The organism is Klebsiella sp. LTGPAF-6F (assembly GCF_001753185.1).
Lineage (GTDB): Bacteria > Pseudomonadota > Gammaproteobacteria > Enterobacterales > Enterobacteriaceae > Klebsiella > Klebsiella michiganensis.
In genome coordinates this window covers 2,348,255-2,374,161 of sequence record NZ_CP017450.1, presented here as the reverse complement: position 1 = coordinate 2,374,161, position 25,907 = coordinate 2,348,255, and the positions used below count along the sequence as shown (strand labels likewise).

The following is a 25,907-nucleotide window of genomic DNA, read 5'->3' as shown; positions in this document are numbered from 1 at the left end:
TCCCGGTATCCCCCGGGTTGCGCTGCGCTTACCCGGGCTACGGATCCGCAGAGGGTGATGAACCCGTAGCCCGGGCAGGCGCCCGGCGCCGCCCCCGGGGACATAGCGCAGGATGGCGTCATTTCCCGGAGGCGATGCTGCGCATCTGTCCGGGCTACCGGATTGCGGCCGTTTGCAGAGCTGTAGCCCGGGTAAGCCGCTTGCGGCGTGACCCGGGGAACGCCTTTACCCCCGGAACGGATGAACGTCGCGCCAGTGGTCGGCAATCTGCTGACGAGTGCAGACCCAAACCTGGTCGTGCTGCTGCACATAATCAAGGAAACGCTGCAGCGCGCGGAAGCGGCCCGGGCGCCCCAGCAGGCGGCAGTGCATCCCGATGGACATCATCTTCGGCGCGCTGGCCCCCTCGGCGTACAGCACATCGAAGCTGTCTTTCAAATAGGTGTAAAACTGCTCGGCGGTATTGAACCCCTGGGCGGTGGCAAAGCGCATATCGTTGGCGTCGAGGGTATAAGGTACGATCAGGTGCGGCTTACGCGTCCCGTCGCCGCAGGCCACCTCGCTCCAGAACGGCAGATCGTCGCCATAATAGTCGCTGTCGTAATCAAAACCGCCGTGCTCCACCACCAACTGGCGGGTATGGGGACTATCGCGCCCGGTATACCAGCCGGTGGGCGGTTTGCCAAACAGATCGGTTAACACCTGCACGGCTTTATGAAGATGCTCCCGCTCCTGCTCGATAGGCATATTCTGGTAGTGGATCCAGCGCCAGCCGTGGCTGACCACGTCATAGTTCGCCGACTTAATCGCCTCGACCACCTCGGGATGACGCGCCAGCGCCATGGCGACGCCAAACACGGTCAGCGGCAGTCCCCGCTGGCTGAACTCATTATGGATGCGCCAGAAACCAGCGCGGCTGCCGTACTCATACAGCGAATCCATCGACATATGCCGGTCAGGATAGCTGGCGGCGCCGATAATATCGGACAGAAACTGCTCAGAACCGGCATCGCCGTGCAGCACGTGGTTTTCCGAGCCCTCTTCGTAGTTCAGAACAAACTGCACGGCGATGCGCGCATTGTTCGGCCACCGCGCGTGCGGCGGCTGTCCGCCGTAGCCGCGCAGGTCGCGCGGGTAATCGTCTGCCAAAAATGCCATCTGCTACCTCTTCATATTAAAAGGGATTTAATGCCTGAAATTTGCCGCTCAACGCCTTGGCTTCCGGAAACCCTAAATCGCCCTGCTTGCTGGTCGACAGGCCTAACGCCACCAGCGACTCAACCATTTTGACCGCCGCGCTGACGCCATCGATCACCGGCACGCGCAGCTCGCGGGTCAGCTCCTGGGCCAGCGTCGCCATCCCGCCGCAGCCCAGCACGATAGCCCCGCAGCCGTCCTCTTTTAGCGCCTGGATACAGCGCGCTCGTACTTTCTCCTGCGCCAGACCGCTGCCGTCCTCCAGCGCCAGCACCGGTAAATCAATGGCGTGCAGGGCGGCGCAGTGGTCATGAAAACCATACTGGTGCAGCAGATGACGGGCGATGATCAGGGTGCGCGGCAGCGTGGTCACGATGGAAAAACGGGTGGCCACCAGCGTCGCCATATGCATCGCCGCTTCGGCAATCCCCACCACCGGCCCCTGCGCCAGCTCGCGCGCCGCCAGCAGCCCGGGGTCGCCAAAACAGGCGATCACGTGCCCGTCTACCCCCTGTTGACGACCGGCTTTGATCTGCTCCAGCACGCCCACGGCGGCGATGGCTTCATCAAAGTGGCCCTCTATCGACGGCACGCCCTCACGGGGGCAGACCGCCAGAATCTCGGTTCCCGGCGCGGCAGCCGCCCGCGCGGCGGCACCGATGGTTTCCGTCATAGCCAGGCTGGTGTTAGGGTTGATGACTTGTATACAAACAGCGGCCATTACGGCTCCTTATAGCCGGCAAACAGCCGGGCAAAATCGGGCAGGGTCACGCCAGAGCGCTCAAAACAGAGGCTGGCGACAATATGTTCAAAATGGTGGCTTAAGGCGTCGCTCAGGGGCTGGAGCGCCTTGTCGCGCAGCAGCTGGACAAGCTGTTCGTGATCGTCGCAGCGGCAGCCCTGACGCCACGGCGATCCCCACGCCGCGATAACCAAGGATGAACGCTGGCTCAGGCGGGTCACCATCTCGGTGAGCACCTGATTGCCGGAGATCGCCTGCAGCTGGATATGAAACTCGGCCGAATAGCGGATCGCCGCCGGGCCGTCATAGCGTTCATGCGCCTGTTGCTCCTGACGGATAATGGCCTCCAGCGCCGCCAGGTGCGGCGGCTGGCAGCGGGTCAGCACATCCGGCAGGTTGGCCACCTCCAGCAGCGCGCGGGTACGAAAGATCGCCTGCGCCTCTTCGACCGTTGGGCTGGCGACCTGTGCACCACGTTTGGGCGTCAGGGCGACCATTTGCACAGTCGCGAGTCGTTGCAGCACTTTTCTGATCCCGGTGCGGCTTACGCCAAACACCTCCGCCAGCGCCTCCTCCGGCAGTTTGCTCCCCGGCGGCAGCTGATGCTCGACGATCGCGGTCATCAGCGCCTGATAGATGGATTCGTCTTTATCCTGCAGTTCTGGCGCGGCCTGCAGACGATGTTGGTTGCTCATTAACCACTCCGACTTTCACTTTTTGATATCGAATCGTATACATAAAATTTAATTCTTGCATACAAAATTAACTGTTTTGGCCTGATTCCTGCAACAGCCTCGGCAATCCATTTAAACGGGTGTTCATTTACAGGAGCAGGTTTCATGCCAAATCAACAAAATACGCATCAGGTTAAGGCCGCTGATCCCCACGCTGGATACAGCCCACGGCTTTGCAATGAGGATCTGGCGCCGACGCGCGACCAGAACTGGAGCTGGTACAACATCTTTTCTTTCTGGATGTCGGACGTGCACAGCATGGGAGGCTACGTGGTGGCGGCGAGCTTCTTTACCCTTGGTCTTGCGAGCTGGCAGGTGCTGCTGTGCCTGCTGGTGGGGATTTGCATCGTTCAGCTGTGCGCTAACCTGGTGGCGAAGCCCAGCCAGATGGCGGGGGTGCCCTACGCGGTCATTTGCCGTCAGGCGTTTGGCGTCTTTGGGGCCAATATTCCGGCGGTGATCCGCGGGCTTATCGCCTTCGCGTGGTACGGCATTCAGACCTATCTCGCCGCCAACGCGCTGATGCTGGTGCTGCTGAAGTTCTGGCCCTCGCTGTCGACGCTCACCGCTTCCAGCTTCCTTGGCCTGTCGCATCTGGGCTGGCTCTGCTTCGCCACCATGTGGCTGCTGCAGGCGATGGTGTTCTGGCACGGGATGAACGCCATCAAGCGCTTTATCGATATCGCCGGCCCGGCGGTCTACGTGGTAATGCTGGCGCTGGCGGGATGGATTGTATACAAAACCGGTTTTGACGGGATCTCCTTTACCCTCGCCAGCAAATCGCTGAGCGCCGGGGAGCAGACCTGGCAGATGATCACCGCCACCGCGCTGGTGGTCTCCTACTTCTCCGGCCCGCTGCTCAACTTTGGCGATTTCTCGCGCTACGGCAAAAGCATGGGCGAGATCCGCCGCGGCAACCGCTGGGGCCTGCCGTTTAACTTCCTGCTGTTCTCCATCGTGACCGTGGTGATTGTCTCCGGCACGCAGTCGCTGTTTGGCCGCATGATCACCGACCCGATTGAGACCGTGAGCCGCGTGGGTAACGACCTGGCGGTCGCCATTGGCCTGCTGACCATGATCACCGCCACCATCGGGATTAATATCGTGGCCAACTTTGTCTCCCCGGCGTTCGATTTCTCTAACTGCTCGCCGCAGAAAATCAGCTTCCGCACCGGCGGGATGATTGCCGCCGTGGGATCGATTTTGCTGACGCCGTGGAACCTGTTTAACTCGCCGGAGCTGATCCACTACACCCTCGACGTGCTGGGGGCGTTTATCGGCCCGCTGTTCGGTATCCTGATCGTGGACTTTTACATCATTAAACGCGGCAAGGTTTCCGTTAACGATCTGTTCGACGACACGCCAAAAGGCCAGTACTGGTACCGCAACGGCTTTAACCCGAAAGCGATCGCCGCCCTGGTGCCCTCCGTCGCGATTGGTCTGGTCATCAGCTTTATTCCGGCCCTGCACGAAGTGGCTAACTTTAGCTGGTTTATCGGCGTCTTCCTGAGCGGCGCGGCCTACCGCTGGATCGCCCGCGACGAGCGCGTCGGCGCAACCGCCGGCTTCAGCGCCCTCGCCCAGAAAGAGTAACCCGGCCTTCCCGCCGCGGCGTCACGTCGCGGCGGCTCTCCGCCTGCGCAAACTGGCATTAATCTTGCTCAATCAACCTATCCTTTCGCTAACCCACAGGGCAGCTATGATGATGGACTACCATGCCGCAGTTCGCGGCGCATTTTTCGATATCGCCGGGGTTGCCGAGAGCGCCGACGATATCGCCCGCCAGGCGCGCTATCTCGAGGATGGCGTGCTGTTTCTTCGCGACGGACGCATTCAGGCGCTGCTGCCGTGGCAGGAGGGCGAACGCTTTCTGCACCCGCAGAAGGGCTATCGCGACCTGCGCGGTAAGCTACTACTGCCGGGGTTTGTCGATGCCCACGTCCACTATCCGCAAACCGAGATGATCGGCGCATTTGGCGAGCAGCTGCTGGAGTGGCTCACCACTTATACCTTTCCCGTGGAGAGCCAGTTTGCCGATGCCGACTACGCCGCGGAGATCGCGCAGTTTTTTGTCAACCAGCTGCTGAGCCACGGCACCACCACCGCACTGGTTTTTTGTACGCTGCATCCGCAATCGGTGGATGCCCTGTTTAACGAAGCGCTGCGCCTGAATATGCGCCTGCTCGCCGGCAAAGTGATGATGGATCGCCACGCGCCGGACTACCTGAGCGAAAGCGCGGAGCAGAGCTACCGGCAAACTCGCGAACTGATTGAACGCTGGCACCGGCGCGGCCGCCTCGGCTATGCCATTACGCCGCGCTTCGCGCCGACCTCAACGCCGGAGCTGCTGGCCGCGGTGCGGCAGCTGCGGGAAGAGTTTCCCGATACCTGGCTGCATACCCATTTGAGCGAAAACCTCAACGAAGTGGCCTGGGTAAAAAGCCTGTGGCCGGAGCATGAGCACTATCTTGACGTCTACCATCACTATCGGCTGACCGGCGAGCGCAGCGTGTTTGCCCACGGCATTCACCTGGCGGACGCCGAGTGGCAGTGCCTGCACGAGACCGGTTCAGCGCTGGCCTTCTGCCCGACGTCAAACCTGTTTCTCGGCAGCGGGCTGTTTCGTTTACCGGCCTGCTGGCAGAACAAAGTGCGCATGGGCATCGGTAGCGATGTTGGCGCGGGCACCACGTTCAGTATGCTGCGCACCCTCGGCGAGGCGTATAAGGTCAGCCAGCTGCAAAGCTATCGCCTGCGCGCCAGCGAAGCCTTCTACCATGCGACCCTTGGCGGCGCGCGCGCGCTGCGCCTTGACGAGAAGATTGGCAATTTCCAGCCCGGCAAAGAGGCCGATTTCGTGGTTATCGACCCGGCGGTCACGCCGCTGCAAAGGTTACGCAGCGGGCGCTGCAAAGATATCTATGAACAGCTGTTCGTGCTGATGACCCTGGGCGATGAACGTAATATCAGCGAGACGTGGGTAAACGGCGAGCGCGTGTGGGGGGATGCGGCTGCGCAGTAGTCCCTTTCCCGGAGGCGGCACGTTGTGCCTGTCCGGGCTACCAGACCACAGACAGCGCCGAACTCATAGCCCGGACAGGCGCGCAGCGCCGCCTCCGGGGAAATTTAGCTGCCGCGATAGGTAGACCAGCCGCCGGGGGAAATTAAAAACGGTAAATGATAGTGCTCGCCAGCCGCTTCGCGGATGACGAAATCAATCTGCGCGCTCAGGTAGAGCGTCTCGCGCCCGCTGGCGGCAAACCACTCGCCGATTTCCGCGCACAACCGGTAACGCCCCGGCGCCAGCGTCCCGGCGCCGAGTTCGCCAATGCGACCGTTATCATCGGTGACGCCGCGGGCAACCAGCGCGCCTTCGCGCTCCAGCGCAATCTTTACGCCCTGCGCCGGTCGGCCGGTGGAAATATCCAGAATATGGGTGCTTAAGGTACTCATTCGCCAATCGCTCCTTCCAGTCTTAATAGGGTGATTTCGCGCAGCTGCGCTAACGCGTCCTCGACTTCTGCGCGCTCGCTGTTTTGCAGGCGACGCGACAGCGCCGCCAGGATTTCATCCCCGCTGCGCCCTTTCGCGCGAATCAAAAAGACCCGGCCAAATCGCGCTTCGTAGCGGGCGTTGCCCTCTTTCAGCGCCTGCGCCAGCGCAGCATCGCGGTCATCAACGCTTCCCTGTTCATGACGCGAGAGCGCCGCGTGCGCCTGAGACCCGGCGGGCTTTTCGCCGATACGCGGATGGGCGCTTAGCGCCTCGGTCAGCTCCGCTTCGCCCCACGCCGCCATCAGCCGCCGGGCGGCGCTGAGTAAATCAGCGCGGCTGCGCCAGGGCCGGCCGGCGGCCAGCGCCGCCGCCCAGCCGGAGACGGCCACGCAGGGTTCCAGCACGGCGACGGCATGTTCGCCGCTCAGCTGATTAAAGTGATTCAGCGCGATCATCGGTGCTCCTTGTGGCCGCCGCCGCGGCCGGTTTCTCTTCCGGAATAATCAGATTCAGGACAATCGCCACCAGCCCGCCGCTGGTCGCCGCGGAACCGAACAGGTTACCCACGATCGGCGGGAAGTGGGTCAGAAACGCCGGAACCGCTTCAATGCCGAGACCAAAACCGAAGGCCAGGCCAACGATCAGCATATCGCGGCGGGTCAGCGGTTTCTGGGTGATAATGCGGATCCCCGCCGCCACAACGCAGCCAAACATCACCATCGTCGCGCCGCCCAGCACCGGCGCCGGGATCTGGCGCAGTATCTCGCCGAACGGCGGAAACAGGCCCAGCAGAATCAAAATCACCCCGATGTAGCGGCCAACGTAGCGGCTGGCGACGCCGGTCATCTGAATCACGCCGTTGTTTTGCGCAAAGGTGGTATTGGGGAACGCGCACAGCATCGCCGCCACCATGCAGCTTATGCCATCGGCAAGAATGCCGCCTTTCAGCCGCGAACGAAAGGCCTCGTCATCTATCGACTGCTGAGAGATCAGGCAATTGGCCGTCAGATCCCCCACCGCCTCAAGAATGCAGACCAGAGACACCAGCGCAATCGGCAGAAAAATCGCGCTGTTAAACTGAAAACCAAACGGGAACAGCTGCGGTAAGCGGAACCAGACATCGCCGACGCCTTTAAGCTGGAACGATCCGCTCAGCGCCGCCGCCGCGCAGCCGACGGCAATCCCCACCACCACCGAAGAGAGACGCAGCCAGCGGTTTTTCGCACAGCTCAGCAGGACGATGGTCCCCAGCGTGCCCGCGCCGAGGGCGATATTGCTCATGCTGGCAAACGCTTTAGCCTGCTCGCCGCCGCACCAGTTAATGACGCTGACTTTAATCAGGCTAATGCCGATCAGCGCAATCACGCTGCCGGTAATCACTGGAGTAAAAATGCGCTTCAGCGGTTCAATAAAGCGGCTGACGAGACAGGGCACCAGCGCGGCGACAACGTTGACGCCAAACAGCATGGCCATAATATCCTGCGGCGTGCCGCCCTGCCCTTTTACCCACATACCGCCGGCAATGGCGACGCCGAGGAACGCAAAGCTGGTCCCCTGCATACAGATCATGCCCGCGCCGATCCCCCACAGGCGGTTGGATTGCAGGAAGGTCCCGATGCCGGAAGCCAGCAGGGACATGCTGATCAAATAGGGCAGCCACTCCCCCAGCCCCAGCGCCGCGCCGATAATCAGCGGCGGCGTAATAATGCCTACCAGCCCGGCGAGTACGTGCTGTAAGGCGCTAAAAAAAGCCGGGAGCGGCGGGATCCGCTGCTCAAGACCGTACAGTAAGCCGCCGTTTTTTTCATCTGACATGGTCGTTTCATCCCGTTGCGAATAAGCGTGCGGGAACGGGTGCACAAAACAGGCCAAACTCGCTCACATTTGCGCAACATTTAATTTTATTCCGTTTTTTCAAGCAGATAACCCATCGTTTTTGCCAGCCCTCTGGCGTCTGACCTCGGCGCGACAATGAAACATTAGATTCTCCATTGCAAATTTAGAAATTATTGATTCATAAAAAGGCAATAAAACCCGCTCTGCGCACCAGCGTTGTGCAACCGCACGGTCGCGGGGAGCCCGAATCGGCGAAATCAGCGCCTGCGCCAAAGTGGTACGCAAATTGCTCAAGCCAATAACGACGTATGTAAAGGAGAAGCAAATGAAAGCATTAGTTATCGGCGGCGGAATCGGCGGCCTGAGCGCGGCGGTGGCATTAAAAAATGCCGGTATCCACTGCGAAGTCTTTGAAGCGGTGAAAGAAATCAAGCCGGTGGGCGCGGCCATCTCCATCTGGCCTAACGGCGTTAAGTGCATGAAGCATTTAGGCATGGGGGATATTATCGAGAGTTACGGCGGCCCCATGTATTTTCTGGCTTACAAGGATTATCTGCGCGGGGAGACTCTGACGCAGTTCAGCCTCGCGCCGCTGGTGGCGCGCACCGGCGGCCGTCCCTGTCCGGTTTCCCGCGCCGAGCTGCAGCGCGAGATGCTCGACTTCTGGGGGCGCGACGCCGTGCAGTTTGGTAAACGCGTCACCCGCTGCGAAGAAAATGCCGACGGGGTTCGCGTCTGGTTTACCGACGGGTCGATGGCTGAAGGCGATTTTCTGATTGCCGCCGACGGTAGTCATTCGGCGCTGCGCCCGTACGTGCTCGGCTATCCCCCTGAGCGCCGCTACGCGGGCTACGTTAACTGGAACGGTCTGGTGGAAATTGATGAGGCGATTGCGCCGGGCAACCAGTGGACCACCTTCGTTGGCGAGGGGAAACGGGTGTCGCTGATGCCGGTCTCCGATGGACGGTTTTACTTTTTCTTTGATGTTCCGCTCCCGGCGGGGCTGGCCGAGGATCGCAGCACCCTGCGCGCGGATCTCAGCCGCTACTTCAGCGGCTGGTCGCCGCAGGTGCAGAAGCTGATCGCCGCCCTCGACCCGCAGACCACCAACCGCATTGAAATCCATGATATCGAGCCGTTTGAACGGCTGGTTCGCGGCAAGGTGGCGCTGCTGGGCGATGCCGGGCACAGCACCACGCCGGATATCGGCCAGGGCGGCTGCGCGGCGCTGGAGGATGCGGTGGTGCTGGGGGATCTGTTCCGCCAGAGCCGGGATATCACCGAGGTATTGCGCCAGTACGAAGCGCAGCGCTGCGACCGGGTGCGCGACCTGGTGCTGAAGGCGCGTAAGCGCTGCGATGTGACCCATGGCAAAGATATGGCGCTGACGGAAGCCTGGTATCAGGAGCTGAAATCCGAAACCGGGGAGCGGATTATCAACGGTCTGTGCGAAACCATTCAGGGCGGCCCGCTGGGGTAAAGATGCTGGCATCAGCCCCCTTCCCGGCTCGCGGCGTAAACGCCTTAGCCGGGCTACCGGATCGCAGACGCCGGGGAGCCCGTAGCCCGGTCAGCTCGTAGCCCGGCTAAGCGCGGCGCGAGCCGGGAAGAAGCCACGCCGATGCATCACCCCGACACCATCCCGGAGGCGGCGCTGCGCGCCTGTCCGGGCTACCGGATCGCAGACACGGGGAACCCGTAGCCCGGTCAGCTCGTAGCCCGGCTAAGCGCAGCGCGAGCCGGGAAGAAGCCACGCCGATGCATCACCCCGACACCGTCCCGGAGGCGGCGCTGCGCGCCTGTCCGGGCTACCGGATCGCAGACGCAGAGGAACCCGTAGCCCGGTCAGCGCAGCGCCACCGGGAAGCAGGCCGCAGAGTATTTCAGGCCGGGTCTGTTCCCGGCTCGCGGCGTAAACGCCTTAGCCGGGCTACCGGATCGCAGACGCCGGGAAACCCGTAGCCCCGGTCAGCTCGTAGCCCGGCTAAGCGCAGCGCGAGCCGGGAAGAAGCCACGCCGATGCATCACCCCGACACCGTCCCGGAGGCGGCGCTGCGCGCCTGTCCGGGCTACCGGATCGCAGATGCCGGGGAACCTGTAGCCCGGTCAGCGCAGCGCCACCGGGTAAGCAGGCCGCAGAATATTTCAGGCCGGGCCTGTTCCCGGCTCGCGGCGTAAACGCCTTAGCCGGGCTACCAGATCGCAGACGCCGGGAAACCCGTAGCCCCGGTCAGCTCGTAGCCCGGCTAAGCGCAGCGCGAGCCGGGAAGAAGCCACGCCGATGCATCACCCCGACACCGTCCCGGAGGCGGCGCTGCGCGCCTGTCCGGGCTACCGGATCGCAGATGCCGGGGAACCTGTAGCCCGGTCAGCGCAGCGCCACCGGGTAAGCAGGCCGCAGAGTATTTCAGGCCGGGCATATTACGCAGACGGGGGGGAAGCCGCTGTCCCGGCCTGCATCTCCTCCATCACGGCGGTCAGCTTCTGGATCGCCATCTGCGCCGGGCGGGAGAGCTGGCGCGATGGTGCGGTGCACAGGGCCAGGGTGAGCGGGCGCAGCAGCTTGTTGCGCAGCGGGACAAACACCAGCTGCCCGAGCTTCACCTCTTCCAGCACGTCCAGACGGCTGAGAATAGTCACGCCGCCGCCTTTAAGCACCAGCGATTTAATCAGCCGGATATCGTTGCAGCTGATACTGTTCGCCGGGAAAAAATCATAATGGCGATAGAGCATCGCGACCCGATCGTGGACGATCAGCGGCGCGCCGGGAACAATATGCCGCTCCTCGCTGAGCTCGCCTAGCGACAGCATCGCAGCCTGCGCCTGGGGGTGATCCGGACGCATCACCGCGCCCATCTCCAGTTCAGCAAAGGCCAGTACGCTCAGTCCGGCCTGGCCTTCAGGATCCAGAATCAGGCCGAAATCAAGATCCGCCTGCCGCACCTTCTGGCTGACGGTATGACTATCCGCGACCTGCAAATTCAGCTCGAGCCACTGCCAGCTGCCGATAATCTCCGCCAGCGCGGCGGCAAAGCTCCCTTCCGCCAGCGCCTGCACCATGCCAAGGCTAACGGTGCCGCGCTTTAGCCCCTGCAGCTCATCAAACTTTTGCCGCGTCAGATGAAACTCCTTTTGCCAGCGCAGCAGATTGTCGTACAGCAGCTCTCCGGCGGTGGTCATGCGCAGCCCTTCCGGCAGGCGTTCGAACAGCGGCGTGCCGAAGGCCTCTTCCGCCTGCAAGATTTGCCGGTTGATGGCCGAGGCGGAAATATGCAGCTTTTCTGCCGCCCGCCGCAGGCTACCGCTGCGGGCGACCTCGGCAAAATAGAGGGCGAAACGTGAAAATGGGCTCATCGGTGACCTGTTCTCTTTTTTGCAACGGCTGGATGAATTCTTGCTGATGGATGTCAACACCCTAATATGGCAACAATAAACTCACAACAATTAAACAAATGTTTTTGTGAGCAGGAAGAGAAGCCATGAACAGACCACAGCCCACCCCACCCGCCCATTGCACCTTTGAGCCTGAGGACTGGCTGCGCCTGGCGAAATGCTGGCACCCGGTCGCCCGCGCCTGCGATATCGGCCCCGCGCCGGTAAAAGCCACCCTGCTTGATGAGCAGCTGGTGATCTATCGTATTAAGGGCCAGGTGGTGGTCGCTCGCGACGTCTGCCCCCACCGCGGCGTGCCGCTGACGCTCGGCTTTCACGATGAAGAAGGGATCGTCTGCCCGTACCACGGCCTGCGCTTCGGCGAAGATGGCCGCTGTAACCGTATCCCGTCCAGCCCCGACCAGCCGGTACCGGCGAAGCTCAACCTCACCAGCTTTGCGGTTGAGGAGCGCTATGGCCTGATCTGGACCTGCCTGGCCTTCGACCCGGAGAACCCGATGCCGCTGCCGGTGATGCCGCACTGGCACGACGACGGCTTTCAGCAAATCAACTGCCCGGCCTTTGAGGTCAACGGCTTTGCGGGGCGCCAGGTAGAGGGCTTTCTGGATGTCGCCCATTTCGCCTGGATCCATACCGATACTTTCGCCGACCCGGATAACCAGGTGGTGCCGAACTATAACCCGCAGGAGACGTCGTTTGGTTTTATCGCCGATTACTGGAGTTCGGTCGGCAACTATCCCGCCAGCTCCGAGTTTCGCGCGCCGGAGGGCTTCCAGTGGCTGCGCCATTTCGAGATGCATCTGCCGTTTACCGCCACCCTGACGATTCATTTTCCCGGTGAGGCCAGGCTGGTGATCATGAACGCCGCCTCGCCGGTTTCCTCGCGGATAACCCGGATGTTCGCGCCCATCGCGCGTAATTTCGATCTGCACGTGCCGGTAGAGGATGTTCACGCCTTTAACCTGCGCGTCTTTGAGGAAGATCGCCTGATGGTGGAGACCCAGCGCCCGGAGAGACTGCCGCTGGATTTAACGCTCGAAGCGCATATCCCCGCCGATCGCAGCTCCATCGCCTATCGCCGCGGACTGAAAAAAATGGGCTTCGGCGACTTTTTCCTCGTTTAAGTGGAGAGCCATCATGAGCGATGTAGTAGAGGTTATCGTTGACGGCCTCTGGCGCCAGGGCAGCCAGAACCTCGCCGTCAGGCTGGTGGCGCGGGACGGGCGACCGCTCCCCGCCTGGCAGCCCGGCGCGCATATTGACCTTCATCTGCCGTGCGGCATTATCCGCCAGTATTCGCTGACCGGCCCGGAGGACGCAGACGACGGCTACCTGATCTGCGTGGCGCTGGAGAAAGCGTCACGCGGCGGTTCGCGCTATATCCATCAGCAGCTGCGTCCCGGCCAGACGCTGTTGATTTCTCCCCCGCGCAATCTGTTTCCCTTACGGGCGGCGGAGCGGGTGACGCTGCTGGCCGCCGGTATCGGCATTACGCCGCTGTACGCGATGGCGCTAAGGCTGGAGGCGGAGGGCGTGCCGTTTACGCTGCACTATTACCTGAAAAATCGCGCTCAGGGGGCGTTTGTCCGCGAACTGCAGCGGCGATTCCGCGCCGAAAGCGTGGTGATTCACAGCTCTTGCGAAGGCGACAGCGCCCGGCAGCATTTAGCCGCCGCGCTGAACAAGACGCATACCGGATATCCGATTTATCTCTGCGGGCCAGAGGGATTTATGGCCGCCGCGCGCCGGGTCGCCATGGAACAGGGCTGGGCGGAAACGCTGATCCATAGCGAAGCCTTTCAGCCTGTCGCGATGCCCGCCGGCGCTGAGGAGGGAGAAACGTTTAGCGTGACGCTTGCGTCCTCGGGAGAGCGGTGGCCGGTGCCCCCGCATAAGACCATCGCCCAGGTGCTCCAGGAGAACGGCGTCGCCGTCCCCCTCTCCTGCGAGATGGGGATTTGCGGCGCCTGCCTGACGCCGGTTATCGAGGGGGTTGTCGACCACCGCGACACCGTGCAGTCGGAGGCGGAGAAATCCGCCGGCGCGCAGCAGATCGCCCTGTGCTGCTCCCGCAGCCGGTCGGCGAATCTGTGCATTGATTTATAGCCCGTCGGCGCTAGCGGGCAAAGACCCGCGCCTCGCCCACCACCTCAATGCGTACCGCCGCCCCCGGCCGCCATAACTGCCGGCTGACGGTTTTGACGATCAGCGGCTCGCCCTGGCCGGGCATCGCCAGGGTTAACGTTGACAGGTGGCCGCTAAAGTCCACATCGCGTACGGTGAGCGACTGTCCATCCGCCGGAGAGGGAGAGATAACCAGCTGCTCGGGGCGCAGCATGACCCTTCCCTGGCCGACGGCATGCGGATCATCGATTGAAATTTCGCCAATCGCACAGCGCGCCCGCCCGCCGCGAAGCTCGGCGGGCAGCACCAGCGCATCGCCGAGAAATAGCGCAGTCTCTTCATCGACGGGACGGCTGTAGACCTCATACGGCGTGCCGACCTGGGCAAAACGTCCCTGACGCATCACCGCGACCTGGCTGGCAAAGGAGAGCGCTTCATTCTGATCGTGAGTCACCAGAATCGACGCGACCCCGGCCTGCGCCAGTAAATCGGCGGTGGCTTTGCGCGTGGCCGCGCGCAGCCCGGTATCGAGGGCGGAAAAAGGCTCATCCAGCAGCATCAGCGCGGGCCGCTGCGCCAGCGCGCGCGCCAGGGCTACTCGCTGCTGCTGACCGCCGGAGATTTCGTGCGGCCAGTGGTTCGCCAGTTGACGGTCCAGCGACACCCTCTCCATCAGCGCCGCCACCTGCTGATATTTCTCCTGCCGGCTGCCGTCGAGGCCCCAGGCGATATTGTCCGCGACGTTCAGATGGGGGAACAGCGCGCCCTCCTGCGGCACGTAGCCCACCCCGCGCAGGTGGGCGGGAATAAATGTCCCCTGCGCAAACAGCGTGCGCCCCTGCATAACAATGCGTCCGCTATCCGGCGTTTCGAAACCCGCGAGGATCCGCAGCAGCGTGGTTTTACCGGAGCCGGAGGGGCCAACGATCGCCGTCCGGCTGCCTGCAGCCACCGTCAGATTCAGGTTTTCGAGCACCCGCGTACCGGCAAAAGATTTTGAGATTGAGGAGAGTTCAAGCATTTACAGGCCTGCGATTTTTTTCGACTGGATATAGAGAATGCCGGTCAGCGGCAGCGAAAGCAGAATCATCAGCATCGCGTAAGGCGCGGCGGCGACGTAATCAATTTCGCTGGTTAGCGCCCAGAAGCCGGTCGACAGCGTGCGGGTGCCGAGCGGAGAGAGCAGCAGCGTGGCGGTCAACTCATTGGTGATGCCGAGAAACACCAGCGCCGCCGCTGCCGCCGCGCCCGGCGCCGCCAGCCGCATGGTCACGCTCCACAGCGCCCGTCCGGGGCTGCGGCCCAAACTGCGGGCGACGTTTTCCAGCTCCACGGGGGCCTGCGCGATGCCGGCGCGCAGGTTGACCAGCGCCCGGGGCATAAACATCAGCAGCCAGGCGAGCAGCAGCGTGACCTCGGTCTGATAGATGGGGCGCGCGTAGTGAATGGTGACCGTCACCAGCGCCAGCGCCGTCACGATGCCTGGCAGAGAGCTGGTCATGTAGTTACACCCCTCCAGCAGTCGAATAAGGCGCTGCGGATAGCGAACGCCCAGCCAGGCAATGGGAATAGCGCAGGCGGTGGTGAGGAGAGCGCCCACCGCGCCGAGCAGCAGCGTTTGCCGCAGGGAGAGCCAGAGGTCGGCGTTTAACCAGTTCTCCACGCCGCCCAGCCATAGCCAGCGGCAGAGCACCATCAGCGGAACGCCCAGCGCCAGCATCACCAGCGTCAGCAGAGCGAGCTGGAGAGGGAGCGCCGCCAGCCGGCCCAGCGGCTGCCGCTGCTGTTCGCGCGCGGCGCCCGAACCGATGCGGGCATAGCGCGCTTTCCCCCGAGACGCCCCTTCCAGCAGCAAAATAGCCAGACAGCAGAGCGCCAGCACCCCGGCCAGCATGTTCGCCGCCGGGCCGCTGAAGGTTGACTGGAACTGGTCATAGATGGCGGTGGTAAAGGTATCAAAACGCACCATCGCGAACAGGCCAAACTCCGCCAGCAGATGCAGCGCCACCAGCAGCGCGCCGCCGCATATCGCCAGCCTGAGCTGGGGCAAAACCACGCGGAAAAAGATCCGCCACGGCGGCGTACCTAATGAGGCGGCAACATCTTCCAGCGTCGGGTCCAGCCGCCGCAGAACGGCGGCGACCGGCATATAGATAAACGGGTAGTAGGCCAGCAGCGAAAGAAACACCCCGGCAGAGAGGCCGTGCATTGCCGGCACCGCGCTGACCCAGGCGTAGCTTTGCACAAAGGCCGGGATCGCCAGCGGCGCAACCGCCAGCACCGACCAGAGCCGCCGCCCCGCCAGCAGCGTGCGCTCCGTCAGCCAGGCCAGGCCAACGCCCAGCGCAATGCACAGGGGTACCGTCAGCGCGATAAGCCACAGGGTATTGCTTAACAGCTCAGCGACGCGCGGGCGAAAGACCAGCGCCTGGATTGTCTCCCAGCCGGTATCGACCCCTACGGCAATAACAAAACCCGGCGGCAAGAGCGCCAGCAGAGAAAACAGAACGGCTAACGCGATCATCGGAAAAGCAGGACGCCTGCGCTCGGGCAGGCGTTGGGCTTTTTTTCCGAGCGCGAAACTCAGAGAAGACATAGCGTGTTCACTTTAACGGACGATTACAGCAGGCCAGCCTGGGTCATCAAATCAACCACTTTTTTGCTGTTCAGCGAAGACGGCTCAACCTTCGGCGCCTCTAACGCTTTCAGCGGCGTCAGCTTCGGGTTGGACGCGGCGTTGACGCCAACGGCGTATTCAAAGGCGTTATTGGTGCGCAGCTCATCCTGTCCCTGCTTGCCGGTGATCCACTTGATAAAGGCCTGAGCCTGTTCCTGATGTTTGCTGGAGGCCAGCACGCCGCCGCCGGAAATGCTGACAAAGGCGCCCGGATCCTGGTTTTTAAAGTAGTGGAGACGGGTATTTTTGCTGTTCTCGCCGGTTTTCGCCTGATCGACAAAGCGGTAGTAATGATAGATAACGCCGCCATCAATCTGACCGGCATTCACCGCTTTCATCACCGTGCTGTTGCCCTTGTAGGCCACAAAATTGGTTTTCATCGCTTTAAGCCATGCCAGGGTTTCCTGCTCGCCTTTCAGCGCCAGCATGGCGCTGACGATGGCCTGAAAATCCGCGCCGGATGGCGAAGCGGCCCAGCGCCCTTTCCACTGCGGCTGCGCCAGATCCATCAGGGATGTCGGCAGCTGCGCTTCGCTGATTTTCGCCGGGTTATAGACGAATACGGTGCTGCGGGCGGCAATGCCTATCCAGCGACCGTGCTCAGGGCGGTACTGCGGGGCGACCTGCTGAAGGGTCTCAGCCGCCAGCGGCGCAAACAGCTTCGCGTTATCCACCAGCACCATCGCCGGGGAGTTTTCGGTCAGAAAGACATCCGCCGGGGATGCCGTCCCCTCCTGCACCAGCTGATTACCCAGCTCGCTGTCGCCGCCGTTACGCAGCGTCACTTTAATTCCCGTCTCTTTGGTAAAGCCGTCAACCCAGGACTTCACCAGATTTTCATGCTGCGCGTTGTAGACCACAATCCCGTCGCTGCTGGCCGCCGCCAGCGCCTGCGGGACAATAAACGCGGAAGAAGCCATCAATGCAGCGGAGCAATAAGACACCAGACGAAAACGCATAAATTAATCCTTAATAGAGGTGGGCGAAGAGTCACTGGCCGCCGGCCGGCAAGGATTAAATCACAGAGGAATGTGAATGATAATGCAAACAATTACCATCTAATGAAAAAAGTGAAATGTACTGAGCGCGGGCGGATAAGGGCGAGAAAAATGCTATAAAAAAATAACCGCCGCGGTGAAGATTAAAATAACCTTAAGATAGCTTCATTTTTTATTACGGTTCTTTCAAAGCCCCACAGCGGGCGGGTTTTCGCCACTGTATTAGCGAAAACTCCACTGTATGCTCACCACAAAGACGGCGGGAAGAATAATTCCGCTTTCAACGCCGAAATAATCGGTAAAGTTGTATTGGAAACCATGATAAATATAGGGAGAAAAGCCGATGCCGGTGGCGTCTTTAAAATCCTTATAAGAACCATGATCGCCGCAGTGCTCGAAGGCCGAGAAAAAAAACTCGCCAACGTAGCCATAAATTCCCTTAAACACCCAGCCGTTGCCCAACGAGACCCAGTCGCGGCGAACCCCCAGCGCAATGCAGCGATCGTCAAAGCTGTTTTTCATCGTTCCGGCCAGCAGGCTGTACGGCGAATCTTCGGAGAACCTGCGCTCAACGGAGGCAAACTGGTTGTCAAAACCTTCGGTGTACTGGCCGTGGTTGTTCGACAGATGGTAAATCCAGGAGCCGGTATTAACCGAATACAGGTTAATTTCATCCGCCTGTAGGGCCGTCGATGACATCATCAGGGCGGCGACGGCCACCGCAGGCTTCATCATTTTTCTGCGCATCAACATCATCCCCTGGTTCAGGCGTCGGCCCGGCTGGATAATAAGAGTATATACCCGTCGTCTTTCAAGTTGCTTTTTTGTTGGCTACGTTCGTTCACCCCAGTCACTTACTTGAGTAAATTCCTGGGGATTAATGAGAGGCTCCTGCCTCTCACCGGCGGCCAGCCTTCGGCTGGTCAAATTCGTTCCCGACGAATTTGTCTCTCTCTTGCCGCCTCAAAGCAACTCGAAATCCATTGGGTACAGAAACCGCCGGTTGGCTCTGCCGGAGAAATGCGCGATTTTAGGTAAATAGATTTTTTAATGAAATTCTGGCGGGTTAAATTTATTAATACAGCGTATTTTATCCGGTCATCAGTGCCTGATGAACAAGAATAAAGCGGGGATCTTAATTAATGTTCAGGGCGAGAGTTGAGCGTGAATAATAAAATACCTGGCGTCTTACCAGGCATTTCTTCAGGTCTATTTAGCGCTGGCAAATCTTTATTAGCAGCTCCGCCATCCAGCGATGGCTTCTCTCCTGGCCCGCCGTTTCATGCCACGAAAGATAGCAGGTACGGCTGTCCATTTCTAAAGGCAGCGGCAGCAGCTGTAGCGCAAACTGCTCTTCAAACTCTTTCGCCAGCCATTCCGGCGCGATAGCCACCATATTGGTTTGCGACACCACGCTCAACACGCTGACCATCGCGTTACCGTGAAAAGCGACGCAGGCCTGCTGCTCTTCAGAGCTATACCAGGGATAGCTGAAGGAGGCGTAGCGATCCAGCGCGACGGTAGCATGCTGCTCGCGATAAATATCCTCCTCGCTCAGCGGCGATGCGATACGCGGATGGTTGCGCCTGGCCACCAGCACCATTCGGTCATGGAATAGCGGGATGCTGGTAAATTCCGGATGATTGAATTTGTTGTAATCGAGTACAAATTCCACCTCCTGATAGCGCAGCTGATTTGTCACCTGCTGACTTAGCGAAGATTTAAAGGAAAGAGTGACCCTGGGAGCAATCTCGCTGATTTTGTTAAAAATAAGCGGAGTCAGGTAGTTATCCAGCGGGCTACAGACGCAAAGGTTGTAATTACGTTCGCAGTCCAGCGGGTCGAAAAGCGTATCCGGCAGCTCATTTTGCACCAGCGACAGCGCGCGACGAACGGAGCTAAACAGCTGAAAGGCGCGCTCTGTCGGTTTTATCCCGCGGCCGTTGCGGACGAACAGTTCATCCTTAAACAGCACCTTCAGGCGAGAGACCGCGCTGCTGACCGCCGGCTGCGACATGCCCAGCGTGTGCGCCGCTTTGGTTAAGCTTTGCTCCTGCATAACGGTATCAAAAATGGTTAACAGGTTAAGATCGACTTTCCGCAAGACGGGCTGCCGGACTTTCGGTTCAGAGGTTGCTTTAGATGTTGTATTTTCACTCATGTAGGGAACTCCACCAGCACATTAATCAGCGATTCTGCTTCGTAACACTGAGACCTTTCGCCAAAGGAAAAAAATGGGCAGATAAATCACCATCGGCCCCAGCAGCCATGTGTTATCGGTTTCCAGCAGCACGCTCAAATGTATGAAACTTATTATCAAAATGGTAAACAGTAAAAGAATATGAAACGTATTATGTTTTCTGGAGAAAACGGCATAGCGGTAAAGCATTCTTTTTTCCTTCGTTCACTCCTTGAACAAGGGAGAATACCATATAAAAAGTGATGAAATTTCTGAAAAATACGCGACTAAATCCTAATAAGTAGATTCACATTAAAATTATTCAGATTTGCTTAGGTAAATCTTAAACACTCCAAATTCAGATATTCCTTTGCCAGGGCAGTCGCGATAAAACCAGGCAATCACATTCCGTTGCGAGTAATAGCGAGAGAAGAGAAATTATTTCACAGGCAATAATAACGGCTATGTAGCAATAGCAGGAAAGAGATCTAAAAGGAGTGATTAAAGATGTTCAGAGGCGTATTCAACAGAAGCGAGAGGCTTTATTACCGATACCGTGCGGATTCGCTAAGCAAGTGTTGGGCCGCCATCGAGGCCTCGAACCCCGTTCCCTACAACGTACGTCGTTCGCTCTTCCAGATGAGCTAATGGCGGTCAGGCGCTAAGCAGTCACGTCCGGCAGCGGCGTGCCGGTACCGCTTAGCGACGCGAATAGTAGCCGGATGCATCAACGCTGTAAATAATATAAATGTACTAAATACCTGAACGCCCGCCTTTCCGCCGCATACGCCGGCAACGTTATCCATCCAGACAAAACCTTACACGCCAGCCTCTTGTACATTGATAAGGATTGTTTATGATCCTCGGGTTCTGTCTTGTCCTGGTACCCTATGCACAATCGTCGGCTTCCTGGTAAATGGTTTTTGATACTGACCTGCCTGGTCATGGCATTCTGCCTTGTTCAGCGGGCGGCCTATCTGCACCATTTTTTGGCCGATGTCGGCGCCCGCACGCAGGCGATACCCTTCAGCGCGCAGGCCCAGCAGCCGTCTTCTGAGGAGGCTGAGCCAGGCCCCTCGCCCTGTCAGCTGAGCGCTAAATCCCTGCTCTGCGCGCAGCCGCTATTCTTTGATGGCGCTTTACCTGCCGTCATACTCTTCCTCGCCCTGCTTCAGCTGCTCACCGCTGGGCGTCCGGTGGCTTTCCGGGACGATCCCGTCCGGCCGCCCACGCTGCGAATACACCTTAAAAACTGCGTTTTCCGTGAATGAAAAATCGTTCTTAGACGATTAATTTTTAAATTCACGGAGAAAAAAATGCTGAATATCTTCAGGGGCTTCGTCTTCCTGTTGCTGGCCTGCGCGGGCGTTGCCCACGGGGCGGACACCGGATGGCTGACATCCCCGCAAAACGACCATGCCCGGATCCGCTTCCAGGCGGAAAAAGGAAACGATCGGATCGACGGACTGCTCTCTATTGAGCTGGCCTCCGGCTGGAAAACCTACTGGCGCTCGCCGGGCGAAGGCGGCGTCGCCCCGCAAATCATCTGGAACAACGGGGAACAGGCGCGGTGGTACTGGCCTGCCCCGTCAAGATTCAAGATTTCCGGCCTGACGACCCAGGGCTACCATGACCGGGTCGCGATCCCGATGACGATCGCCGCCGCCCCCGGCGACGTGCTGGAAGGCACGCTTACGCTATCGACCTGCAGCAACGTCTGTCTGCTGACCGACTACCGGCTGCGTCTCGATTTCAATCAGCCCGCGGACGGCGATTTCCGGGACGCCTTTGCCCGGGCCATGCGCACTGTCCCGGCAGATACCGGCATAACCAACGATCTCGCCGCGCATCGGGTCGGGAGCCAGCTGGTCATCACCGCCACCGCAACCGGCGAATGGAAAAACCCCGGGATCTATTTTGACCCTATGGACGGGGGAATTGTGGCCGGCGATCCGGACATTCGCGCCGAGGGCAGCCACCTCAAGGTGACGGTACCGGTCACCGACGAATGGGGAGAAATACCCGCCACGCTGGCAGGAAAAGCGCTGTCGTTGGTGCTGACAAATGGTGAAAAAGCGCAGCAGATAAACCTTACGACTGGCGCGGATCTCGCCCCGGCGGCGACGGTTAGTCTCGGGAAAATAGTGCTTTTCGCGCTGCTCGGCGGCTTAATCCTTAACCTGATGCCGTGCGTATTGCCGGTGATGGGCATGAAGCTCAGCGCGGTGCTGCTGGCCGGTTCAGACAGGGGCATGGTCAGGCTGCGTTTTCTGGCCACCAGCGCGGGTATTCTGACCTCGTTTGCTCTGCTGGCGCTGATGGTGACGATACTGAAGCTCACCGGCGCATCGCTGGGCTGGGGGATCCAGTTTCAGAATCCCTGGTTTATCGGCTTAATGGTTGCCGTCACCTTTCTCTTTTCGCTGAACCTTTTCGGGGTAGTCGAGATGCTGCTTCCCTCGGCAGCCGTGAGCCGGATGGCGACCGCCGGCGGCGCCGGGATGGCGGGCAGCTTCTGCGAGGGCGTTTTTGCCACCCTGCTGGCAACGCCCTGCTCGGCCCCCTTCCTGGGCACGGCCGTCGCTTTCGCGCTTGCCGCTCCGCTTCAGGAGCTGTGGCTGATTTTTCTGGTGCTCGGGCTGGGGATGGCTGCGCCGTGGCTGTTCGTCGCCCTGTTCCCGCAAACCGCCACCCTGCTCCCCCGCCCCGGCCGCTGGATGAACACCCTGAAAATGGCGCTTGGCGTCATGATGCTGGCCTCCAGCCTCTGGCTGACGACGCTGCTCGGCCTGCACCTGGGCGAAACGGCGGGCGGCATGCTGACGCTGGCCCTCACCGTGGCGGCCCCGATCGCCTTGTTAGTCGCCCGTCCGCGAGCGACGCCAGCCTTCTGGCTGGTGATTATCGCGCTGGCGGCGTTTGCCGGCTTTCAGGTTCGCGGCCTGCTCGCCGAGGGTGCCATCGTCTCGTCGCCGGAGGCTAACGCTCAGCAAATTCGCTGGCAGCCTCTCAGCGAGGCGGCCATCCAGAGCGCGCTGGCGGATGGCAAACGGGTGTTTATCGATATCTCAGCTGACTGGTGCGTCACGTGCAAAGTCAATGAATACCGGGTGTTAAATCAGCCCGCCATCATCAGCGCGTTGGCTGAGCCGGATGTCGTCGCGCTGCGCGGCGACTGGAGCAAGCCCTCTGAGCCGATCGCCCGTTTCCTGCAAAGCCGAAATCGTTACGCCATTCCCTTCAATCAGGTCTACGGTCCAGGCGTGCCGCAAGGAGAGACGCTCCCGCCGCTGCTCGATCAACAAAGCGTCCTGAACGCGCTCACTCATGCCAGAGGTTAATTAACGATGAAAAATACGCTGCTCACTTTTCTTCTTCTCTCGGCGTCGTTGACGGCGTCAGCCTCGTCGCCGCTCACGCCGGCGCAGGAGGCCCGCGTGCAGGCACTGGTCCAGGAGACGCTGCTCAGCCATCCTGAAATTTTGATCGCCGCGGCCGATAAGCTCGATCGGCAGAATGCCCGGGCGGAACAGGAATCGCTCAACCAGGTGCTGTCGCAGTACGGCGATTTTCTCTTTCACGACCCCCACTCACCGCGAATCGGCGCGCAAAAGCCGAAGCTGACGCTGGTGGTCTTTACGGATCATAACTGTCCGTATTGTAAAAAGTTTGACCCCTATCTGGAGAAGATTGTGGAAAAATACCCGGATGTTGCGGTGATCTTTAAGTTTCTGCCCTGGCGCTCCGAAAGCTCAATGACCGCGGCCAGGGATGCGCTCACCCTGTGGCGCACGCATCCTGAACAGTTCGCCAAATTTAATGCGATCCTGATGGCAAAAAAGGGGTATCACGACGGCGCCAGCCTTGAGCAGGCGAAAAAAAAGGCGGGCGTCATCATGGCTAAGCCGGATGCGCAAAGCCTGGAGACGATTCAGAAAAGCTTCTCTGTCGCCGAAAAGCTCGGCATTCAGGGAACGCCGGCCACGCTAATTGGCGATGAGATGCTGTCGGGCTGGATCCCCTGGGAGCAATTTGATGCCACAATCGGCGATGCGCTGAAAAAACAGTAACCCACGTCAGGGGGAGCGCTCCCCCTGCATTGAGAGGCGATATGATGAAATATATTTTCCTGCTGGCGGCCTGGATGATACCGGGCCTGGCACTTGCGGAGGGGGCGATTCCCCAGATAGTTCAAAACTTTGGTGAACAGCAAGGGATCAAAATTATCAAGGAGATAGATTCCCCCGGCGGCGTAAAAGGCTGGGTCGGTCAGTATCAGGATATGGGGGTGACCCTGTTTTTAACCCCGGACGGAAAGCACGTCATTTCCGGGTATCTTTATGATGATAAAGGGCAAAACCTCAGCGAGGGGTATTTTAAAGAAGCGATCTATACCCCATTAGGCCGCGAAATGTGGAAGAAGCTGAACGATGCCGGGCCGCTCAAGGAGGGCGCGGATTCGGCGGCCCGAAAAGTCATCGTCTTCGCCGATCCGTTCTGCCCTTACTGCAAGACGTTCTGGTCGGCGGCGCAGCCGTGGGTAGAAGCCGGTAAGGTCCAGTTGAATACCCTGCTGGTTGCCTTTCTCAACCCGAATAGCGGCCGATACGCCACGGCAATCCTGAATGCCAAAGATCCGGTAGCGGCCTGGCAAGAGTATGAACTCTCCGGCGGCAAAAAAGTGCCGCGCTTTGACGGCGTGACGCCGCGCGAAACCTTTAATCTTCTTCAGCATAACCAAAAGCTGATGGATGATTTGGGCGCCAGCGCGACGCCGGCCATCTATTACATGAATGAACAGAATGAACTCCAGCAGGTGGTCGGCATGCCCGACAAGAAACAGCTGCTGGAGATGTTCGGACCTGAGCCCTGATGAAGAGCGGGCGTCCCGCGGGGCGCCTTGCCAACCCCGGCCAGAGCTCGTATTTTAAGACCTGCTCTGCCCGTCCGGGCCTTCAACGCTTGAGTGATTGAGGAATAATGGAACGTTTATTTGTCTACGGCACGCTGCGTCCGGGCCACTCCAATGCCCATATTATGGACAACATTGGCGGCGAGTGGCTGCCCGGCTATGTACAGGGTCTGTTTTATGAACGCGGCTGGGGAGCGGCGGCGGATTTTCCGGGGATCGTGCTCGACAACAACGGGCCTCGGGTCGACGGCTATCTGTTCCTGTCCGCGAATCTTAGCGCCCACTGGCCAATGCTGGATGCGTTTGAAGAGGGCTACGACCGCGTTGCCGTTGACGTTACCATGGAAGACGGCCAGCGCGTGACCGCCTGGATCTATCAGCTACAGCCAAAGGTCGCAGCGTAAAACCCTTTCGCCCCGCGCCTGCGGGGCGTCGCTCAGCGCGGGTTTATGCGTCGCGCCAGCCCATTGCCGGCGCAACGTGCTTCAGTATGGACTCAATCACGTGGGCGTTATACTCCACGCCCAGCTGGTTCGGCACCGTCAGCAACAGCGTATCCGCTTCGGCAATCGCCTCGTCCTGCTTCAGCTGTTCGACCAGCTTATCCGGCTCTGCGGCGTAGCTGCGGCCAAAAATGGCGCGGGTCTTCTCGTCGAGGAAACCTATCGAATCGCTCTCGTCACGGCCTGAACCGAAATACATCCGGTCGCGATCGTTCATCAGAGCGAAAATGCTGCGGCTGACCGAAACCCGCGGCGTGCGCGTATGGCCCGCTTCTGCCCAGGCCTCGCGATAGGCGCGGATCTGCTTCGCCTGCTGGATATGGAACGGCTCGCCGGTTTCATCGTCTTTCAGCGTCGAACTTTGCAGGTTCATCCCCAGCGTTGCCGCCCATCTTGCCGTCGCATTCGAACCGGCGCCCCACCAGATTCGCTCGCGCAGCCCTTCAGAATATGGCTCAAGCCGCAGCAGTCCCGGCGGATTGGGGAACATGGGCTGCGGGTTAGGTTTCGCAAACCCCTCTCCGCGCAGCGCGTCCAGCAGCACTTCGGTGTGGCGGCGCGCCATGTCGGACTCGTTTTCGCCCTCGCCGGGAACATAACCAAAATAGCGCCAGCCATCGATCACCTGCTCCGGCGAGCCGCGGCTGATACCCAGCTGTAAACGGCCGCCGGAGATTAAATCCGCCGCGCCCGCATCCTCGGCCATATACAGCGGGTTTTCATAACGCATATCGATAACGCCGGTGCCGATTTCAATACGTTTGGTTTTCGCCCCGACCGCTGCCAGCAGGGGAAACGGCGAGCTAAGCTGGCGGGCGAAATGATGCACCCTGAAATAGGCGCCATCCGCGCCCAGCTCTTCGGCGGCAACGGCGAGATCGATGGATTGCAGCAGCGCATCAGCGGCCGAACGCGTCCCGGACTGCGGCGACGGCGTCCAGTGACCAAATGACAAAAAGCCAATCTTTTTCATGACGTGGGTGTCCTGGGTTGCAGGGAGGTCGTTGGCAGGTGGCGCATAATGAAAAACGTGTCTGCCGCGTTATGCCTCTACTCTACGCATAACCAGGTGAGAATAAATATTGTTTGTTTAACCGAATGCTTCAAATAAATTGAT

General features: G+C 60.0%; 23 protein-coding genes and 2 pseudogenes. 11 read left to right on the top strand and 14 right to left on the bottom strand.

Features of this window, described 5'->3' with window-relative positions; genetic code table 11:
- Positions 1-225: 225 nt before the first annotated feature.
- The 3 genes and pseudogenes from puuE to BJF97_RS11040 all read right to left on the bottom strand — a co-directional run bounded on the left by puuE (position 226) and on the right by BJF97_RS11040 (position 2,634).
- Positions 226-1,158, bottom strand: a complete 933-nt coding sequence (gene puuE, locus BJF97_RS11050) for an allantoinase PuuE (RefSeq protein WP_004849698.1) — start codon at positions 1,156-1,158, stop codon at positions 226-228.
- Positions 1,046-1,918: pseudogene (locus BJF97_RS11045) on the bottom strand (aspartate/glutamate racemase family protein); the annotation flags it as partial. The gene puuE and the pseudogene BJF97_RS11045, both read right to left, overlap by 113 nt.
- The gene (locus BJF97_RS11040; RefSeq protein ID WP_014228762.1) at positions 1,918-2,634 is read right to left on the bottom strand and encodes a GntR family transcriptional regulator; all 717 of its coding nucleotides are present in this window, start codon (positions 2,632-2,634) and stop codon (positions 1,918-1,920) included. The pseudogene BJF97_RS11045 and the gene BJF97_RS11040, both read right to left, overlap by 1 nt.
- Positions 2,635-2,778: 144 nt before the next feature.
- Between BJF97_RS11040 and BJF97_RS11035 the strand changes: the two genes are divergently transcribed.
- Positions 2,779-4,266, top strand: coding sequence for an NCS1 family nucleobase:cation symporter-1 (locus BJF97_RS11035; protein ID WP_014228761.1), 1,488 nt, complete (start codon positions 2,779-2,781; stop codon positions 4,264-4,266).
- A 109-nt stretch (positions 4,267-4,375) separates the two neighbouring features.
- Complete coding sequence (gene guaD / locus BJF97_RS11030) at positions 4,376-5,695, top strand: guanine deaminase (protein WP_032693409.1); 1,320 nt, start codon at positions 4,376-4,378, stop codon at positions 5,693-5,695.
- Between the two features lie 104 nt (positions 5,696-5,799).
- Here guaD and uraH read toward each other — a convergent pair whose 3' ends face one another.
- From uraH to BJF97_RS11015, 3 genes are read right to left on the bottom strand one after another with little or no spacing between them, the layout of a single operon-like run.
- A complete protein-coding gene (gene uraH, locus BJF97_RS11025; RefSeq protein WP_014228759.1) occupies positions 5,800-6,126 on the bottom strand; it encodes a hydroxyisourate hydrolase in 327 nt (108 codons plus the stop codon).
- Entirely contained in the window at positions 6,123-6,623 is a 501-nt protein-coding gene (uraD, locus tag BJF97_RS11020) for a 2-oxo-4-hydroxy-4-carboxy-5-ureidoimidazoline decarboxylase (protein WP_032693398.1), read from the bottom strand. The genes uraH and uraD overlap by 4 nt, the downstream gene beginning before the upstream one ends.
- Positions 6,601-7,983, bottom strand: coding sequence for a nucleobase:cation symporter-2 family protein (locus BJF97_RS11015; RefSeq protein WP_014228757.1), 1,383 nt, complete (start codon positions 7,981-7,983; stop codon positions 6,601-6,603). Before BJF97_RS11015 ends, uraD begins: the two co-directional genes overlap by 23 nt.
- A gap of 346 nt (positions 7,984-8,329) precedes the next feature.
- Here BJF97_RS11015 and hpxO point away from each other — a divergent pair, with 346 nt between their 5' ends.
- Both hpxO and BJF97_RS34080 read left to right on the top strand, forming a co-directional pair.
- The gene (gene hpxO, locus BJF97_RS11010) at positions 8,330-9,484 is read left to right on the top strand and encodes an FAD-dependent urate hydroxylase HpxO (protein ID WP_032693397.1); all 1,155 of its coding nucleotides are present in this window, start codon (positions 8,330-8,332) and stop codon (positions 9,482-9,484) included.
- A 278-nt stretch (positions 9,485-9,762) separates the two neighbouring features.
- Positions 9,763-9,966 (top strand): hypothetical protein, encoded by a 204-nt coding sequence (locus BJF97_RS34080; RefSeq protein ID WP_148722756.1) that lies wholly within the window; start codon positions 9,763-9,765, stop codon positions 9,964-9,966.
- A 459-nt stretch (positions 9,967-10,425) separates the two neighbouring features.
- Here the strand turns inward: BJF97_RS34080 and hpxR are convergent, their stop codons facing one another.
- Positions 10,426-11,358, bottom strand: coding sequence for a LysR family hpxDE operon transcriptional regulator HpxR (gene hpxR / locus BJF97_RS11005; protein WP_032693396.1), 933 nt, complete (start codon positions 11,356-11,358; stop codon positions 10,426-10,428).
- 125 nt (positions 11,359-11,483) lie between these two features.
- On the opposite strand from hpxR, the gene hpxD reads away from it, so the two are divergent.
- Complete coding sequence (gene hpxD / locus BJF97_RS11000; protein WP_014228754.1) at positions 11,484-12,521, top strand: molybdenum cofactor-independent xanthine hydroxylase subunit HpxD; 1,038 nt, start codon at positions 11,484-11,486, stop codon at positions 12,519-12,521.
- A 13-nt stretch (positions 12,522-12,534) separates the two neighbouring features.
- Positions 12,535-13,503 carry a PDR/VanB family oxidoreductase gene (locus tag BJF97_RS10995; RefSeq protein WP_032693395.1) on the top strand — a complete coding sequence of 323 codons (969 nt, stop codon included), beginning with the start codon at positions 12,535-12,537 and terminating at the stop codon, positions 13,501-13,503.
- A 10-nt stretch (positions 13,504-13,513) separates the two neighbouring features.
- Here the strand turns inward: BJF97_RS10995 and BJF97_RS10990 are convergent, their stop codons facing one another.
- From BJF97_RS10990 to BJF97_RS35640, 6 genes and pseudogenes are all read right to left on the bottom strand, one after another.
- On the bottom strand, positions 13,514-14,542 hold the full coding sequence (locus BJF97_RS10990; RefSeq protein WP_032693394.1) for an ABC transporter ATP-binding protein: 1,029 nt from the start codon (positions 14,540-14,542) through the stop codon (positions 13,514-13,516).
- Positions 14,543-16,117 (bottom strand): ABC transporter permease, encoded by a 1,575-nt coding sequence (locus BJF97_RS10985; RefSeq protein WP_032693393.1) that lies wholly within the window; start codon positions 16,115-16,117, stop codon positions 14,543-14,545.
- Between the two features lie 23 nt (positions 16,118-16,140).
- A complete protein-coding gene (locus BJF97_RS10980; RefSeq protein WP_014228750.1) occupies positions 16,141-17,157 on the bottom strand; it encodes an iron ABC transporter substrate-binding protein in 1,017 nt (338 codons plus the stop codon).
- Between the two features lie 261 nt (positions 17,158-17,418).
- Positions 17,419-17,943, bottom strand: a complete 525-nt coding sequence (locus BJF97_RS10975; RefSeq protein ID WP_032693392.1) for a hypothetical protein — start codon at positions 17,941-17,943, stop codon at positions 17,419-17,421.
- 466 nt (positions 17,944-18,409) lie between these two features.
- Positions 18,410-19,357: a transcriptional regulator LeuO gene (gene leuO / locus BJF97_RS10970; RefSeq protein ID WP_014228748.1), complete on the bottom strand. Its 948-nt coding sequence runs from the start codon at positions 19,355-19,357 to the stop codon at positions 18,410-18,412.
- Between the two features lie 541 nt (positions 19,358-19,898).
- Positions 19,899-20,030 (bottom strand): annotated as a pseudogene (locus BJF97_RS35640) (hypothetical protein); the annotation flags it as partial.
- A gap of 235 nt (positions 20,031-20,265) precedes the next feature.
- On the opposite strand from BJF97_RS35640, the gene BJF97_RS10955 reads away from it, so the two are divergent.
- From BJF97_RS10955 to BJF97_RS10935, 5 genes are all read left to right on the top strand, one after another.
- On the top strand, positions 20,266-20,646 hold the full coding sequence (locus tag BJF97_RS10955) for a hypothetical protein (protein ID WP_032693391.1): 381 nt from the start codon (positions 20,266-20,268) through the stop codon (positions 20,644-20,646).
- 45 nt (positions 20,647-20,691) lie between these two features.
- On the top strand, positions 20,692-22,716 hold the full coding sequence (locus BJF97_RS10950; RefSeq protein WP_032693390.1) for a protein-disulfide reductase DsbD family protein: 2,025 nt from the start codon (positions 20,692-20,694) through the stop codon (positions 22,714-22,716).
- Positions 22,717-22,722: 6 nt separating this feature from the next.
- Positions 22,723-23,445, top strand: a complete 723-nt coding sequence (locus BJF97_RS10945; RefSeq protein WP_032693389.1) for a DsbA family protein — start codon at positions 22,723-22,725, stop codon at positions 23,443-23,445.
- Between the two features lie 44 nt (positions 23,446-23,489).
- Positions 23,490-24,248, top strand: coding sequence for a thiol:disulfide interchange protein DsbG (gene dsbG, locus BJF97_RS10940; protein WP_032693388.1), 759 nt, complete (start codon positions 23,490-23,492; stop codon positions 24,246-24,248).
- 107 nt (positions 24,249-24,355) lie between these two features.
- On the top strand, positions 24,356-24,691 hold the full coding sequence (locus BJF97_RS10935; RefSeq protein ID WP_014228743.1) for a gamma-glutamylcyclotransferase family protein: 336 nt from the start codon (positions 24,356-24,358) through the stop codon (positions 24,689-24,691).
- Positions 24,692-24,734: 43 nt separating this feature from the next.
- Here the strand turns inward: BJF97_RS10935 and BJF97_RS10930 are convergent, their stop codons facing one another.
- The gene (locus tag BJF97_RS10930; RefSeq protein WP_014228742.1) at positions 24,735-25,763 is read right to left on the bottom strand and encodes an LLM class flavin-dependent oxidoreductase; all 1,029 of its coding nucleotides are present in this window, start codon (positions 25,761-25,763) and stop codon (positions 24,735-24,737) included.
- Positions 25,764-25,907 lie beyond the last annotated feature (144 nt).